Here is a 15,146-nt window from a genome sequence, read left to right as displayed (position 1 = left end):
CGGCTGAGCCGCGCCGGCCCCGGCCGCCGGTCAGCTCGGCTGGGTCCGCAGGTAGCGGCCGAAGTGCGGCACCGTGAACGCCACCGTGCCGCGCTCGCCCGAGTAGATCAGTCCCTTCTTGATCAGCGCGTCGCGAGCGGGGGAGAGGCTCGCGGGCTTGCGCCCGAGTGACTTCGCGATCTCGGCGGTCGGTACGGCCGCGTCCATGTCGTCGGTGGGCTGCCCGTCGGCCGGCTCGGTCTCGACGTACGACAGGGCCGCCATGGCGCGCATGTACTCCCGCTCGGCCGGGGTGGCGCGCTCGAACCGCGAGCCGAAGAACCCCACCGCCAGCTCGGCCTCCGCCTCCGGTGCGGCCACCCGGACATCCGCCGGGGCGATCGGGGACCGGGGGGCGTGATCCCAGGTGGCCTTCCCGTACGCCTGCACGAAGTACGGATAGCCGCCCGACTTCTCGTAGAGCAGGTCGAGCGCCTTCGGCTCGTACTCCACCTCCTCCCGCTCGGCGGGCGCGCAGAGCGCCTGGTCGGCGGCGATCCGGTCGAGCCGGTCGATGCGCTGGTAGCGGAACAGCCGTTCGGAGTACGACTTCGCGGCCGACAGCACGGCCGGCAGGTGTGGCAGGCCGGCGCCCACCACGATGAGCGGCGCGCCGAGCTGGGACAGCTCGTGGCAGGCCGCGCACAGCCCGGAGACGTCCTCCGGGCCGAGGTCCTGCATCTCGTCGATGAACACGGCGATGCCCGTGCCGACGTCGGTGGCCACGCTCGCCGCATCACTGAGCAGCTCCACCAGGTCGATCTCGATGTCGCCGGAATCGGCCCGTCCGGTTGCCGCCGGCACGTCGATGCCGGGCTGCCAGCGGTCCCGCAGCCGGGGCGCGGCGGCCTTGCGGCCGGCCTGCGCGGGCGCTCCGCCGCGCAGCGCGAACGCCTTGAGCACGCCGAGGAACTCGTCGATCCGCCCCGGGGCGCGGTGGTGCGGCGCGAGTTCCCGGACGGCCATGTGCAGGGCCGCGGCCACCGGCCGGCGCAGCGACTGGTCGGGCCGGGCCTCGATCTTCCCGGTGCCCCACAGCCGACCGATTGCCTGCGAGCGGAGGGTGTTGAGCAGCACGGTCTTGCCGACGCCGCGCAGTCCGGTAAGCATCAGGCTGCGTTCGGGCCGCCCGCGGGCGATGCGTTCCAGGACGACGTCGAACACGTCCAGCTCGCGGTCGCGGCCGGCCAGCTCGGGTGGCCGCTGGCCGGCGCCGGGAGCGTAGGGGTTCCGGACGGGGTCCACCCTCGTACCGTATCGGCGCTTCTAGCTGAATCGGTAGATTGCTGTAGAGGAACCGATGGCGTGTCGCGGACGGCGCCTCGAGCAAAAACTAGGGCCTTCTAGCGAGAGGGCTAGAAAGACCTAGTTTTGCCTACGCGGCCGGCTCAGCGCTGCTTGAGGCAGAGCACGAAGTCGAGGGTGTCCAGCGGGCTGTTGAAGAAGTACCAGTCGGTGTAACCGTCCACCTGCGCGCACTTGGCCACCGCGTCGGTCTTGCCGTTCGTGGCGCCGTCCACGCGGCGCAGCACCTCGAAGGTCCCGGGCCCGCAATCGGTGATGACCATCCGTGGCTTGTCACCGGCGCCGCTCTCGTTGCGCACGCACTGGCCGGCCTTGACGAACCGGGCGTCCGACGAGGACTCGGGCGTCGGCGTTCCGGTGTCCGGATTCGGGGTGCCGGCGCCGGCGCCCGGGCCGGCGGCCGTCGGCGTGCCACCGGTCGTGCCGGCCGGGGCCGCCACGCCGGACCCGCCATCCCGGTTCTTCAGGTAGTAGGCGCCGGCCGCGCCGCCCACGACGAGGAGCGCCAGCACCACCAGGACCGCGACCGTCGGCCCCCGTCGGCGCCCGGCGGCCGGCTCCGGCGCGTTGCTGGACCACTCCGGCAGGCCCGCCGACTGGCCCGGCTCGTACCGCCGTGCCGACCCGTAGCCCGGGGTCGAGCCGGGCCCGGCCGTCGCCGCTTCCTGGGGGCCGCCCGAGGCGGACCCGTAGCCGGTCCCGGCCGACGGCTGGTAGCCGCCGGTCGCCGTGGGATCGTACCCGTCCGGCGCGTAGCCGCCGGCCGCCGCCGGATCGAACCCGCGGGTCGCCGCGGCATCGAACCCGGTCGCCGGCTCGTACCGGCCCGGCTCGTACCCGCCGGCCGCCGCGGGGTCGTACCCGGTCCCGGACGGCTGGTAGCCGGCGGCGTTCCCCGGTTCGTAGCCGCCGTCGGCCGGGGACCCGTACCGACCGGTCGCCCCGTACCCGCCGCGCGCCGCCGAGCCGTACCCGTCCGTCGGGGCCGCGGGGCCGTACCCGTCCGCCGGGTCCGCCGAGCCGTAGCCGCCGGCCGATTCCGGCGCGCCGTACCCGCCGGTGGACCCGGCTGCGCCGTACCGGCCGGTCGGTTCCGCGGAGTCGTACCCGGCCGACCCGGCCGACCAGGGCGGGGTCCGCAGGCCGTCGTTGCCGGCGTCGGGCTCCGGCTCCTCCGACGACCAGGCCGACCGGCTGGGGCGTCCGTCCGGCCACGGCTCGGGCCCTGCTCCAGCGCGGTCCGGCGGTCCATAGTTGGACATGACGGGGGCTCCCGGGGGTCGGTCTGGGCCGGTAGGTGAGGGGCCGGCTACCTGTGGTGGCTAGCGTCCAGGCCACCGTAGCCCGGACGGGGAATTAAAGCAGCCGCCGCGCTGGAGGTGTACCACTGGCGTCACAGCAGCCGTAGCTGCCGGTCCCGGGGGCGGCGTGGCTGCTCGGCGCCGAACCGCTCGAAGAGACCCGGATCGATCGCCTCCAGGAACGGGGTGGGGCTGCACTCCCGCTCCCGGCCGTGCCGGCTGCGGCGCCGGACAGAGCTCAGGTAGAGCCGATCCTGGGCCCGGGTCATCCCGACGAAGAACAACCGGCGCTCCTCGGCCACCTCGTCCGGGCCGGGCGACGAGCCCGGCAGCCGCAGCGGCAGCAGGCCGTCCTCGCAGCCGACCAGGAACACCACCGGAAACTCGAGCCCCTTGGCCGCGTGCAGCGTCAACAGCGTCACGGCCTCGGCCCGCGGATCCAGCGCGTCCACCTCGGCCCCGGTGGCCAGCGCCGTGAGGAAGGCCGGCAGGTCGTTCCCGCAGCGGATGGCCAGCGGCGTCAGCAGCTCGACCGCCGACCAGACGTCGTCCGGCCCGGCGCCGCCGCGGGCGTCGAGGGTCGGCGCCGCGTACCGCTCGGCCAGGACCCGCCCGGCACGCCGCAGCCGGTCCGCCAGCGAACCGCCGGCGCCGCCGACCTCGGCCACCCCGCCGGAGAAGCCGGGTCCGTTGGGGACGCCGGGACCGTCGGGGCCGACCGGCCCGGCGGAGACCGCCGGGGTGCCGGGTCCGCCGGCGTGCCGCAGCTCGGCGGCCAGGGCCGCCACGCCGGCCCGGTCCCGCAGCCGGTTGTGAGAGCGCTTCTGCACCGGTACGCCGGCCCGGTGCAGCGCGTCGACGAGCGGCCCGGCCTGCGCGTCGGTGCGGTACAGCACGGCGATGTCGGCGAACGAGACGGCCCCCGCGTGGCCGGTCCGGCCGTCCACCCGTCCCGAGTCCAGGGACCGGTGCGAGAGCCCGCCTACCAGCTCGTCGATGGTCCGTACCACGAAATCGGCCTCGTCCGCGACGGACGCGGCGGGGTACCGGCCGACCAGCGGCGCCTCGGGGTCGAGCCGGGCCGGGTCGAGCCGCCGGCCACGGACCAGCGAGGTCGGCGCGATGGCCTGCACGGACGCGGCCAGGATCGGCGCCGACGACCGGTAGTTGCGGGTCAGCCGCACGAGGCGGGCGTCGGTGAAATCCTGGGAGAAGCGCAGGAAGTAGCCGACGTCCGCGCCCCGGAACGAATAGATCGCCTGGTCCGGATCGCCGATCGCGCAGAGGTTGCCGTCCGCCGGGCTGAGCAGCCGCAGCAGCTCGTACTGCGTGGCGTCGACGTCCTGGTACTCCTCCACGAACACCCACGACCAGCGCCGCCGGTACTCGGCGACCAGGTCCGGGTCGTCCCGCAACAGCCGCACCGGCAGCTCGACCAGCTCATCGAGATCGACCAGGTCGCGGGCGCGCAGCAGCTTGACGTACGCCGCGTCGTCGTCGCCGGCCTCGGCGCGCAGCTCGGCCCGATCCGCGTCGTCGGCGATCCGGAAGTCCGCCGGCAGCCCGGCGGCCGGCGCGTTCTCCCGGAGGATCCGCAGCCCCAGCGAGTGGAAGGTGGCCACCGTGACGTCCTCGGCCACCGGACCGAGCAGGCCGTCCAGCCGGGCCCGCAGCTCCTCGGCCGCCCGGCGGGTGAAGGTGATCGCGAGGCAGCGCTCGGGGAACACGTTCAGCTCCGCGCACAGGTACGCGATGCGGTGGGTGAGGGTCCGGGTCTTGCCGGTCCCCGGGCCCGCGACGATCAGCATCGGACCGCCGGGCGCGGACGCGGCCACCCGCTGCATGGCGTCCAGCCGGTCGAGCAGGCCGGTGCCCACCTCCTCCATGCCGGCCAGCATCGGCTCGAACGGTTCGTGCGGGGACGGCGGGGCCGCGATCGGCGGCGGTGGCGCGGGCGCCGGGGTGGGCGCCGGCCGGGTCCGCCGGCGCTGCGCGGGCACCGCGCCGGCCGCCGGTCGCCCCGGCTGGGCCGGCGCCGGCCGCATTTCCGGTACGTCGAACAGCGCCTCCGGCTGCGGCGCCGCGCCACCGGTCCGGCGCAGCTCACCGGGCTCGAACAGCCGGATCACCCCGTACTCGCCGTCGTAGCCCGGGACCCGGTGCACCCGGCCCCGGCGCAGCCGGTCGATGGCCTCGGCCAACCGCTCGCCGCCGGCGGCACGCAGGTCCGGCAGCGGCGACCGGGTCAGGATCTCCAGCTCCGGCCCGAGGGCGGCGACCAGCTTGTTGAGCTGCCCGGCCACGGTCTTCGACTTCGCACCCACGCCCTCGATTTCGCCGAGGATCTCGGCCAGCGGAACCAGGTGGGTGACCGCCGGCGCGCCGGGTGGGCGGTAGCCCTCGGGGCGGTCGGCCAGGTCCTCGACCCGGCTCAGCACCCCCACGGTGAGCGGCTTGCCGCATTCCGGGCACCGGCCGCCGGCCGCCCGGGTCCGCTCCGGCGGCCAGTTCACCCCGCAGCCGCGGTGCCCGTCGGCGTGGTACTTGCCCTCCTCCGGGAAGAACTCGATCGTGGAATGCAGCCCCGATCCGCCGCGCAGCCCGTCCCGGATCGCAAAGTAGTCCAGCTCGGTGGCCAGCACGGTGGCCTCCCGGGCCAGCGCGGCCGGTGAATGGGCGTCCGAGTTGGACACCAGCCGGTACCGGTCCAGCCCGGACACCCGCCAGTTCATCGCCGGATCCGACGAGAGGCCCGTCTCCACCGCGAAGATGTGGTCGGCCAGGTCGGCGTAGCAGTCCGCGATGGCGTCGAACCCCGACTTCGAACCCAACGCCGAGAACCACGGGGTCCAGATGTGCGCCGGGACGAGGTAGCCGTCCGGGCTCGCGTCGAGGGTGATCTCCAGCAGGTCGCGCGAGTCGAGCCCGAGGATGGGCCGGCCGTCCGAGGCCAGGTTGCCGATCCGGCCGAGCGCCGCGTTGAACCGCTGCACCGCGTCGAGGTCCGGCAGATAGATCAGGTGGTGCACCTTGCGGGTCCGGTCGTCCCGCTTGTAGATGGTGGAGATCTCGACGCTCAGCATGAACCTGGTGGCCGTGTCCCCCGAGGTGCCGGCCAACCGGGGCGGCAGCCGGCGCGCGATGTCCCGCTCGGTCTCCGGATCCAGCCGGTACAGCCCCGGCTCGGCGGGCACCAGCGTCTCGCGCAGGTGGGCCAGCCAGGCCGGGTGGGTGAAGTCGCCGGTGCCGAGCAGGGTGATCCCCTTGCGCCGGGACCACCAGCCGAGGGTGGGCAGCGAGAGGTCGCGGCTGCACGCGCGGGAGTATCGCGAATGGATGTGCAGGTCGGCGACGTACGGGGTGCCTACGGGAGCGCCACGGTCGGCGGCGGCTGGGAACGGAAGCACGCCGCATCCTGTCATGGGGCGATTCGCCGCCGCGTTCCGCCACGCGGCCGGGTGACCCGGGCTATCTGCTCCGCAACTCCACGAGGGTGACCTGCGGCGGGGCGCCGACCCGAACGGGCGGGCCCCAGAACCCGGCGCCGTTGGTGACGTACAGCTGGGTGCCGTCGATGGTGGCATGGCCGGAGACGACCGGCTGTTGCAGCCGGACCACGTAGTCGAACGGCCACACCTGACCGCCGTGGGTGTGGCCGGACAGCTGCAGGTCCACCCCGTGCTTGGCCGCCTCGTGCACCGCCACCGGCTGGTGGGCGAGCAGCACCACCGGCCGGGCCGGGTCGCGGTCGCCGAGCGCGGCGTCGAAATCCGGCCCGGCCGCCGCCGGCCCGGTCCCGCGGGCCGACACGTCGTTGATGCCGGCCAGGTCCAGCACCCCGCCCGGGGTGACGATCTCGCGCCGGGCGTTCTGCAGCACCCGTACGCCGAGCCGGTCCACCTCGGCCACCCACTCCGCGACGCCGGAATAGTATTCGTGGTTGCCGGTGACGAAGTAGCTGCCGTACCGGGAGCGGAGGTCGCGCAGCGGCTCGGCCGCGGGGCCGAGCTGGGCCACCGAGCCGTCCACCAGGTCACCGACCACCGCCACCAGATCGGCGTCCAGGCTGTTGATCATGTTGACGATGCGCTCGGCGTGCGGTCGTCCGGCCAGCGGTCCGAGGTGGATGTCGGAGACGGTGGCGATGCGCAGGCCGTCCATCGGCCGGGGCAGCTTGGCCAGGCCGATCCGGACCCGGTCCAGCCGGGGCGGTCCGGTCGCCACCCGTACGCCGTACCCGGTCACGCCCGCGGCCGTGAGCCCGGCCATGATGGCCGCGCCCCGGGCCAGCAGCAGCCGCCGGCCGGGATCGTGCCATCCGGCGCCGGCATCGGTGCCGCCGCTGTCCTGGTCGGCGCCGTCGCGGGGACCAGCGGCGCCGGCGTGGCCGTTCGGCGGCGTGCCATCCGCGCGGGTGTGGCCGTTCGGCGGCGTGCCGTCCGCGCGGGTGCGGCCGTTCGGCGGCGTGCCGTCGGCGGACGTCCCCGCGGCAATCCCCGGCACCGCGCCGGCAGACGACCCGGCGTCGATGTCCGGCGCGGCGGCCGGGCCCGGCCCGGAGCCGACGCCGGCGCGAGCGCCGGTGCCCGGTCCGGCTACGCCGACGGCCGACGGCGTTCGTGCCGGCGGGGCCGCGGTCGGCGCCGGGCCGCCGTGCTCCGCCACCCGCCGCGCCCGGGACCGCAGCACGCGCCGGGCGACCAGCATCGGCAGCTCCAGCGCGAGCAGCGCCAGCACCAGGTAGAACATGAGCGCGAGCCACAGGTAGCCGGGCCAGGCCAGCCAGTAGAAGCCGGCGTTCGTGCCGGCCACCGTGACCGGGACCAGCACGGCCAGCGCCACCGCGAGCACGGCGCCGCTCCGGCGCAGCCACACCGACCCGGTGGTGTCCCGGACGAGACGCCGCCACAGGTAGAGGTGGGCCAGCGTCATCACCACGGCCACGACCAGGAGAGGCAGCACGATGGCCATCGTCGCTCAGCCGCCGGCGAACGGGGGCAGAATGTCCACTGTTGCCCCGGACGGGACGGGCGCCCGGCGATCGTGCCACGGCAGGCCGTCGACCAGGAAGCTGGCCACCTCGAGCACGGCGCCCAGCCGCGGCCCGTGCCGGTCACGCAGCGCGCCGACGAGCTCGTCGAGGCAGCCCGGATGGGGCAGGGACTCCTCCGACCGCCCGGCCGCGGCGCGCGCGCCGGCGAAGTACCGCACGGTGACGGTCACGCCACTCAACCGCCGATCGCGGACATCGGGCGTACCGGCTGCAGGAAGGTCGGGTCGTCGATGCCGTGGCCGGCCCGCTTGGCCCAGGTGGCGGCCCGCCACCGGTCGGCCAGCTCGGCGTCGTCGGCGCCGGCCCGCAGCGCGGCGCGCAGGTCCGACTCCTCGGTGGCGAACAGGCAGTTGCGGATCTGGCCGTCGGCCGTCAGCCGGGTGCGGTCGCAGTCGCCGCAGAACGGGCGGGTGACGCTGCCGATGACGCCCACCCGGGCCGGCTGCCCGGCCGCGTCGACGTACCCGTCGACCAGCCACGTCTCGGCGGGCGCGCCGCCCCGCGCCACGGGGTCGGGCAGCAGGCTGACCGCGGCGCGCAGCGCGGCGAGGATCTCGTCGGCGGTCACCATCACGCGGCGGTCCCAGCCGTGCTGGGCGTCCAACGGCATCTGCTCGATGAACCGCAGCTGGTAGCCGTGGTCGAGCGCGAAGCGCAGCAGCCGCGGGGCCTCGTCGTCGTTGACGCCCCGGATCAGCACCGAGTTGATCTTCACGGGGCGCAGCCCCGCCGCGGTGGCCGCGGCGAGGCCGGCCAGCACGTCCGGCAGCCGGTCCCGCCGGGTCAGCTCGGCGAACCGTTCTCGGTCGACGGTGTCGAGTGAGACGTTGACCCGGTCCAGCCCGGCGGCCCGCAGCGGCTCGGCCAGCCGGTCCAGGCCCAGGCCGTTGGTGGTCAGCGACAGCACCGGCCGGGGCCGCAGCCCCGCCACCCGGCCCAGGATGTCCAGCAGACCCGGCCGGATCAGCGGCTCGCCCCCGGTGAACCGCACCTCGGTCACGCCGAGCCGCTCGACGGCGATCCGGATCAGCCGGACCACCTCGTCGTCGGTGAGCACCTCCGACTTCGGCAACCAGGGCAGGCCCTCGGCCGGCATGCAGTAGGTGCAGCGCAGGTTGCACCTGTCGGTCAGCGACACGCGCAGGTCGGTGGCGGCGCGCCCGTACCGGTCCACGAGCGCCCCGTCCGCCGAACCGGGCCGCTCGGGGGATGCGCCGACTCCGATGCTCACCGGTCCACCGTAGCCCGTCAGACCGACAACGCGGCCCGGGCGGCCGCCCGCACCGACTCGCGGTAGGCGGTGCCGAACAGCGCGGTGTGCACCAGGAGCAGGTGCAACCGGTGTACGGGAGCGCGATCCCGCCAGCCGTCGGCCAGCGGCCACACCTCCTGGTACGCGGCCAGCGTGCGGTCCAGGTGCGGGCTGCCGCCGAAGAGCGCGAGCTGGGCCAGGTCGGTCTCCCGGTGCCCACCGTGCGCGGCGGGGTCCACCAGGTGGGCCCGGCCGGTAGCGGACCACAGCACGTTGCCGGGCCACAGGTCGCCGTGCACCCGGGCGGGCGGCTCGGCGCCGCCGTAGCCGTCGAGCCGGGAGATCACCCGCTCCACCAGCCCGGCATCGGCGCGGTCGAGCGCACCGGAGTCCACCGACCGGCGCAGGTACGGCGCGAGCCGGGTCCGGCCGAACCACTCCGACCACGGGCCCTCCGAGCCGGCGTTGTCCTGCGGGAGCGCCCCGATGTATCCGGGCCAGTCCGCGCCGAAGCGCGGCGCGCCGGCGCGGTGCAGCGCGGCCAGGTTACGGCCGAACCGCTCCGCCGCGGCCGGCTCGGCCGGACCCGGCTCGACCCACTCCAGCGCCAGCATGCCGTCCAGCACCACCAGCACCTCGGGCACCGGCACGGCCGCCGCCGCGGCGAGCCAGCGCAGGCCGGCCGCCTCGGCCGCGAAGAAGCCGGGCGGCGCCGGCGAGCCCGCCGACTCCGGCCAGCTCTTGGCGAAGATGGAGGTGCCGTCGTCCAGGGTCAGCCGGGACGCCGTACAGATGTCGCCCCCGGAGACCGGCGTCTCGCGGATGCGCTGGTGGGTGAGGAAGGTGGGAAGCTGTCCCGGGTGCGCGCGCAGGTAGGCCAGATCCATCCGCGCACCGTATCGCCGCGCCCCGCGCGGCCGGTGACACACCGGAGGCTTTGCGCATCGAGTGGGTGCCGTGTCCGGCATCGGGGGGTGAGGATGAACCATGACCACCACCGCTGTCCGGCCCTACCGTCCCGCCGACCACGCCGCCGGGCGCCGCCTCTGGGGTGAGCTGGCGGACCAGCGCCGATCGCTCTATCCGGGCGGCGGCGGACCGGACGTCGGCGACTTCGAGGAGTACCTCACCCGGCTGGATCTGTCCGGGATGTGGGTGGCCGAGCACCCCGAGCACGGGGTGGTGGGCCTCGTGGGGTTGATCCTGGACGGCCGGTCCGGGCGGATCGAGCCCGTTGTGGTGGCCGGGCAGGCGCGTGGCATCGGCATCGGCCGGGCCCTGCTGGCCCATGTGGCCGACCAGGCCCGCCGGCGCGGGATGCGCCGGCTGACCGTCACCCCGGACGCCCGGAACCTCGACGCGCTGCGCTGCCTGCATGGCGCCGGCTACGACCGGCTGTCCGCCGTCGAGCTCACCCTCGACCTGGCCGGCCGGACCGAGGACCGGCGCACCGAACTGGAGCTGCACGGGTTGCGGTTCCGGGCCTGACCCACGCTGGGCGGCCAGACAGAAATTCTTCCGGTACGGCCCGGGGCGGCATCGTGCCGACCAGCACCATTACCCAGCGTGGCTGTGGATGACCGGCGTGTCGTCCACAGGCGCCTGCTGTCGCCGTGGCCACCCGGAGCGCGTTCCCGCCAGGCTGGCGCGCATGGCTACCTGCGAACCTCCCCGGCTCATGGTCCGCTCGCCGGCGGACCTCATCGCGGCCGTCCCCTACCTGCTCGGTTTCCACCCGTCCGACAGCCTGGTCGTGGTCGCCCTGCGCGGCCCGCGGGTGGAGTTCGCCGCCCGCGTCGACCTGCCCGAGCCGCCGTCCGGACCGGTGGGTGCGGCCCCGGCGGACCGGGTGTCCGGGGCGGGGCGTGCGGATCCGCGCACCCGCGCGACCGTCGGGAGCCGCGCGGATCCGCTCGACCGCGCGGCTTCGACGAGGCATCCGGCGCCGTCGGCCGGAGTGCTGGGCGCGATGGCCCGGGAGATCGTCGAGGTGGTCCGGCGCCAGCGGGTGGACGCGGTGACCGTGCTGGGGTATGGGCCGCCGGAGCGGGTGACGCCGGCCATCGATGCGGTGGCGGCGGTGGTGCGGCAGCATGACCTGCGGGTGCTCGACCTGCTCCGGGTCACCGGCGACCGGTACTGGTCCTACCTGTGCGACAACCCCGCGTGCTGCCCGGCCGACGGTGTGCGGTTCGACGCGCACGCCAGCCCGGTGGCCGCGGCCGCCATCTTCGCGGGCCAGGTGGCGCTGCCCGACCGGAACGCCCTCGAGCGGCAGCTTGCGCCGGTCGGTGGCCCGGAGCGGGTGGCACTGCGCGCGGCCGCCGAACGGGCCAGCAAGCGGCTGTCCACCCTGCTCATGGACGCGGCCGCCGCGGCCGCCGCGGCCGCCCGGACCGCGGCCGGTCCGGGCCCGGTGGCGTCGGCCGAGCGGGGATCGGCGGCCGACGTGCGGGCCGAGCCGGGATCGGCCGCCGGCATGCCGGCCGAGCGGCAATCGGCCGCCGGCGCGCCGGTCCGGCCGACGCCGCGCGACGAGCGCTCCCGGGCGGTGCGCGCGGCTCGGATCCGCGCCCTGCGCTCGGCCGGGGCCGCGGCGCTGCGGGTGGCCCGGGCGCGGCACCGGGCCGGTCAGCGGCTCACCGACGACGAGGTGTGCTGGCTCGGGGTGCTGCTCAGCCGCCTGCCGGTACGGGAACAGGCGTGGCACCGCGTCGACTCCGACCCCGACCAGGTCGCGCTCTGGACGGACGTGTTGCGCCGGGTGCCGAGCCGGCTCGCGGCGCCACCGGCCGCGCTGCTGGCCTACGCGGCCTGGCGATCCGGGCAGGGCGCCCTCGCCGTGATCGCCGTGGAACGCGCGCTGGCGGTCGAACCCCGCTACCCCATGGCCCTGCTGCTCGACGAGGCCCTGCGCGCCGGCCTGCCGCCCTCGGTGATGGACGAGGAGCCGTCCGACGCCGCGCGGACCGGCAGCGGCCGGACCGGCGGCACGCGGACCGGCCGGGCCCGCCGGCGATGAGCACGGCGGCCCGCTCAGCAGGTGACGCGCTCCGCGCCGGTGTAGACGTTCATGGTCTGCCCGCGGAGGAACCCGACCAGCGTCATCCCGGCCTCGCCGGCCAGCTCGGCGGCCAGCGTGCTGGGCGCCGACACGGCGGCCAGCACGGGGATCCCGGCCATCCACGCCTTCTGGGTCAGCTCGAAACTGGCCCGACCGGAGACCATCAGAACGTGGCCGGTCAACGGCAACCGCTCCTGCCGGGCCGCCCAGCCGATCACCTTGTCCACCGCGTTGTGCCGGCCGACATCCTCCCGGGCCACCACCAGCTCGCCGCCCGTGCTGAACAGGCCGGCCGCGTGCAGTCCGCCGGTGCGCTCAAAGGTGCGCTGCGCCGCGCGGAGCCGGTCCGGCAGCCGGGCCAGATCGGTCGCCGCCAGCTCGACCCGATCGGTGGCCACGTCGTACGGCGACCGGGTCCGGACGGCGTCGATGCTCGCCTTGCCGCAGACCCCGCAGGAGCTGGTGGTGTAGAAGGCCCGGGCCGGATCTGTCTCCGGCTCGGGGACGCCGTCGGCCAGCACCACGTCCACCACGTTGTAGGTGTTCGGCGCGTTGTCCCCGGCACACAGCTGCGCGGTGGACACGTCCCGGGCCGATCGGATCAGGCCCTCGGTCAGCAGGAACCCGATGGCCAGGTCCAGTTCGTCGCCGGGGGTTCGCATCGTCACCGCCAGCGGGCGGCGGGCCTGCCCCGCCCGGCCGACCCGGATCTCCAGGGGCTCCTCCCCGGCCAGCGTGTCGGGACGGCGTACCGCGGCGGGCGCGTCCCGGTCCGGAGCCGACAGGTCGATCCGCAGCACACTTCGCCGGTCACTGGCACGTCCCATGACCTCATCCTGCCTCGCCGGCCGGCAACCCGCCCCGCGGCCTTTCCCGGCGGGCCCACGGTCGAGGCCGTCGCGCCGGTCCGGCGCCTCGACCGACCTCGTCGATGGCCACCCGCCGGCCGAGCGGGCGGGGCGGCGCCCGCTACGGTGGCCGGCATGAGCGGGTACGGGGCGGTCGTGCTGGCGGGCGGGGCCGGCCGCCGCCTCGGCGGGGCGGACAAGCCGGCCGTGTCGGTCGGCGGCCGGTCGATGCGGGACCGGGTGCTGGCCGCCGTCGCCGATGCCGCGCCGCGGATCGTGGTGGGGCCTCCCGCCGGGCTGCCCGCCGACGTGCTGACCGTCCGCGAGCAACCCGCGGGCGGCGGACCGGTGGCTGCCCTGGCCGCCGGCCTCGCCCGGCCCGAGCTGGCCGGCGTGGCCGAGGTGGCCGTGCTCGCGGCCGACCTGCCGCTGCTCACCCCGGAGGCCGTGGCGCTGCTGCGCCGCGAGCTGCGGTGCGGCCCGGCCGACGGGGTCTGCTACCTGGATGACGCCGGTCGGCGGCAGTCGCTGTGCGCGATGTGGCGGGTGGAGCCGCTCCGGGGCGCGGTGTCGGCGCTGGCCAGGTCCCGGGACGGATCGCTGGCCGGCGCGCCGTTCCGGGCGCTGCTCGCCGCCCTGACCGTGCGGGAGGTGGCCTGGCCGGGGGGCGGGCCGCCGCCCTGGTTCGACTGCGACACTGAAGCGGACGTCCGGCGCGCCGAGGAGTGGCTCAATGACGACCATGGATGACTGGGTGACGGCCGCGAGCGCCGAACTGGGCCTGGACCCGGCGGACGTACGAACGCCGCTGGTGCTCGACCTGGCCCGGGACGTGGCGCACAACGTGCTCCGGCCGGGCGCGCCGGTGACCGCGTACCTGCTCGGTCTGGCCGTGGGCCGCGGCGCCGACCCGGCCGACGCGGCCGACCGGCTCAGCGGCCTGGCAAGGGGTTGGGCCGCTGGGCCCGGCGGACCCGCCGCTGGGCCCGGCGGACCCGATGAGCCGGCCGGGCCCGGCACGAGGTGACCGCGTGCGGGGGCGGTGGTGGCCGGCCCGCGTGGGTTCGGCGGAACCGGCGGCTGGGTAGCTGTCAGCTTCGAGTCCGGCACGTCACCCCCGACGGCGCCATCGCCTAGGGTGTGCCAGACGGACGGAGGCGATCATGACAGCAGAGCACCCCTCACCCGGCGCGGACGGGGACACCGGGGCGGAGGCGACCGCGCTGCCCGACCCGGTCCTGCTCGACGAGCCCACCACCGCCGACCTGCGGGCCAAGGTGACCGAGGCGTGGCAGGACTTCGCCCGGGCGCTGGCCACGGCGCTGCGGGCCCTGCCGGCCGGCGCGCAACTCGAGCTCACGCTCGACCCCACGGCCTCGGGAACCGGTGAGGCTGTCTACTCGGTCTTCCTCGGGGTGGGCGACCAGGACCGGGTGCTGGCGCGGGCCGTGGGCAACGCCACGCTGCCCGCCGGATACCGGCTGGACCGGGCGGCCGTCGCCGACATGGTGGCCCTGGGCTGGTCGCCGCCGGGCGTGGTGTCGGGCTCCGGGGATCACTTCGGGCTGGACAGCACGCGCGACGGGGCCAACCGGACCGCCACCGTGGTGGCGCGGACGCTGCGCGACGTGTACGGGGCACCGCACCCGGCGTTCCTGGTCTACCTGGTCCGGGACGCCGATGACGAGCCGATGCCGGTCGAGCCGCTCGGCCCGGCCCGGCCGGAGCTGGCGATGGACCAGCGCAGCGAGCGGGAGCTGGCCGCCGCCCTGGAGCTGGCGCAGACGGAGGTCGCCGAGGCGGACGACGAGGTGCTGCGCCTGGACGAACGGGTGCGCACCGTCATCTCGACGATGTTGCGGTCGAATCCGGAGCAGCTACAGGTGGACTCCGACGGCGACATCAGCATCCGGGCCGGTTCGGCGATGGTCTTCGTCCGGGTTCGCGACAACCCGCCCCTGGTGGACGTGTTCTCGCCGGTCCTGACCGAGGTCGAGCCCACCGAGCGGCTGTACGTGAAGCTGTCGGAGCTGACCAACCGGATGCCGATCGGCCGGCTGTACTGCACCAACGACACGGTCTGGGCCTCCATCCCGGTCTTCGGCCGCAACTTCCAGGCCACCCACCTCATGCTGGCCGTCCAGGTCATGACGGGGTTGGCCGACGAACTCGACGACCGGCTGCTCGGCGAGTTCGGCGGGAAGCGCTTCTTCGGCGAGGGGGACAAGCCCACCGACCGGGAAGCCGGACCGCGGACCGGCATGTACCTCTGATCCGTCGTACA

The 15,146-nt window shown here is 75.6% G+C and carries 12 protein-coding genes and 2 pseudogenes; 5 read left to right on the top strand and 9 right to left on the bottom strand.

The window, feature by feature from the left end; translation table 11 throughout:
• Window positions 1-30: 30 nt before the first annotated feature.
• The 8 genes and pseudogenes from ACFFHU_RS02620 to ACFFHU_RS02585 all read right to left on the bottom strand — a co-directional run bounded on the left by ACFFHU_RS02620 (window position 31) and on the right by ACFFHU_RS02585 (window position 9,837).
• Window positions 31-1,284 carry an ATP-binding protein gene (locus ACFFHU_RS02620; RefSeq protein ID WP_377335259.1) on the bottom strand — a complete coding sequence of 418 codons (1,254 nt, stop codon included), beginning with the start codon at window positions 1,282-1,284 and terminating at the stop codon, window positions 31-33.
• A 143-nt stretch (window positions 1,285-1,427) separates the two neighbouring features.
• Window positions 1,428-2,606 carry an LppU/SCO3897 family protein gene (locus ACFFHU_RS02615; RefSeq protein ID WP_377335257.1) on the bottom strand — a complete coding sequence of 393 codons (1,179 nt, stop codon included), beginning with the start codon at window positions 2,604-2,606 and terminating at the stop codon, window positions 1,428-1,430.
• Window positions 2,607-2,737: 131 nt separating this feature from the next.
• Window positions 2,738-3,274, bottom strand: a pseudogene (locus tag ACFFHU_RS02610) (3'-5' exonuclease); the annotation flags it as partial.
• A gap of 105 nt (window positions 3,275-3,379) precedes the next feature.
• Window positions 3,380-6,067, bottom strand: a pseudogene (locus ACFFHU_RS02605) (UvrD-helicase domain-containing protein); the annotation flags it as partial.
• Between the two features lie 46 nt (window positions 6,068-6,113).
• Window positions 6,114-7,616 (bottom strand): metallophosphoesterase, encoded by a 1,503-nt coding sequence (locus ACFFHU_RS02600; RefSeq protein ID WP_377335255.1) that lies wholly within the window; start codon window positions 7,614-7,616, stop codon window positions 6,114-6,116.
• A gap of 6 nt (window positions 7,617-7,622) precedes the next feature.
• Complete coding sequence (locus ACFFHU_RS02595) at window positions 7,623-7,868, bottom strand: MoaD/ThiS family protein (protein ID WP_377335253.1); 246 nt, start codon at window positions 7,866-7,868, stop codon at window positions 7,623-7,625.
• Window positions 7,869-7,873: 5 nt separating this feature from the next.
• A complete protein-coding gene (gene moaA, locus ACFFHU_RS02590; RefSeq protein ID WP_377336026.1) occupies window positions 7,874-8,923 on the bottom strand; it encodes a GTP 3',8-cyclase MoaA in 1,050 nt (349 codons plus the stop codon).
• Window positions 8,924-8,946: 23 nt separating this feature from the next.
• Complete coding sequence (locus ACFFHU_RS02585) at window positions 8,947-9,837, bottom strand: fructosamine kinase family protein (RefSeq protein ID WP_377335251.1); 891 nt, start codon at window positions 9,835-9,837, stop codon at window positions 8,947-8,949.
• Between the two features lie 100 nt (window positions 9,838-9,937).
• Between ACFFHU_RS02585 and ACFFHU_RS02580 the strand changes: the two genes are divergently transcribed.
• Window positions 9,938-10,438, top strand: a complete 501-nt coding sequence (locus ACFFHU_RS02580) for a GNAT family N-acetyltransferase (protein WP_377335249.1) — start codon at window positions 9,938-9,940, stop codon at window positions 10,436-10,438.
• A gap of 163 nt (window positions 10,439-10,601) precedes the next feature.
• Window positions 10,602-11,972: a DUF4192 domain-containing protein gene (locus ACFFHU_RS02575; protein WP_377335247.1), complete on the top strand. Its 1,371-nt coding sequence runs from the start codon at window positions 10,602-10,604 to the stop codon at window positions 11,970-11,972.
• 14 nt (window positions 11,973-11,986) lie between these two features.
• Here ACFFHU_RS02575 and fdhD read toward each other — a convergent pair whose 3' ends face one another.
• Window positions 11,987-12,841: a formate dehydrogenase accessory sulfurtransferase FdhD gene (fdhD, locus tag ACFFHU_RS02570; protein WP_377335245.1), complete on the bottom strand. Its 855-nt coding sequence runs from the start codon at window positions 12,839-12,841 to the stop codon at window positions 11,987-11,989.
• 156 nt (window positions 12,842-12,997) lie between these two features.
• On the opposite strand from fdhD, the gene mobA reads away from it, so the two are divergent.
• The 3 genes from mobA (at window position 12,998) to ACFFHU_RS02555 (ending at window position 15,135) form a co-directional block, all read left to right on the top strand.
• The gene (gene mobA / locus ACFFHU_RS02565) at window positions 12,998-13,612 is read left to right on the top strand and encodes a molybdenum cofactor guanylyltransferase (protein ID WP_377335243.1); all 615 of its coding nucleotides are present in this window, start codon (window positions 12,998-13,000) and stop codon (window positions 13,610-13,612) included.
• The gene (locus tag ACFFHU_RS02560; protein ID WP_377335241.1) at window positions 13,596-13,889 is read left to right on the top strand and encodes a DUF6457 domain-containing protein; all 294 of its coding nucleotides are present in this window, start codon (window positions 13,596-13,598) and stop codon (window positions 13,887-13,889) included. Before mobA ends, ACFFHU_RS02560 begins: the two co-directional genes overlap by 17 nt.
• Before the next feature lie 136 nt (window positions 13,890-14,025).
• Window positions 14,026-15,135 (top strand): T3SS (YopN, CesT) and YbjN peptide-binding chaperone 1, encoded by a 1,110-nt coding sequence (locus ACFFHU_RS02555; protein ID WP_377335239.1) that lies wholly within the window; start codon window positions 14,026-14,028, stop codon window positions 15,133-15,135.
• Window positions 15,136-15,146: the final 11 nt, after the last annotated feature.

Source organism: Plantactinospora siamensis (genome assembly GCF_042434095.1).
Lineage (GTDB): Bacteria > Actinomycetota > Actinomycetes > Mycobacteriales > Micromonosporaceae > KBS50.
This window is presented reverse-complemented; position numbering and strand designations above follow the sequence as displayed.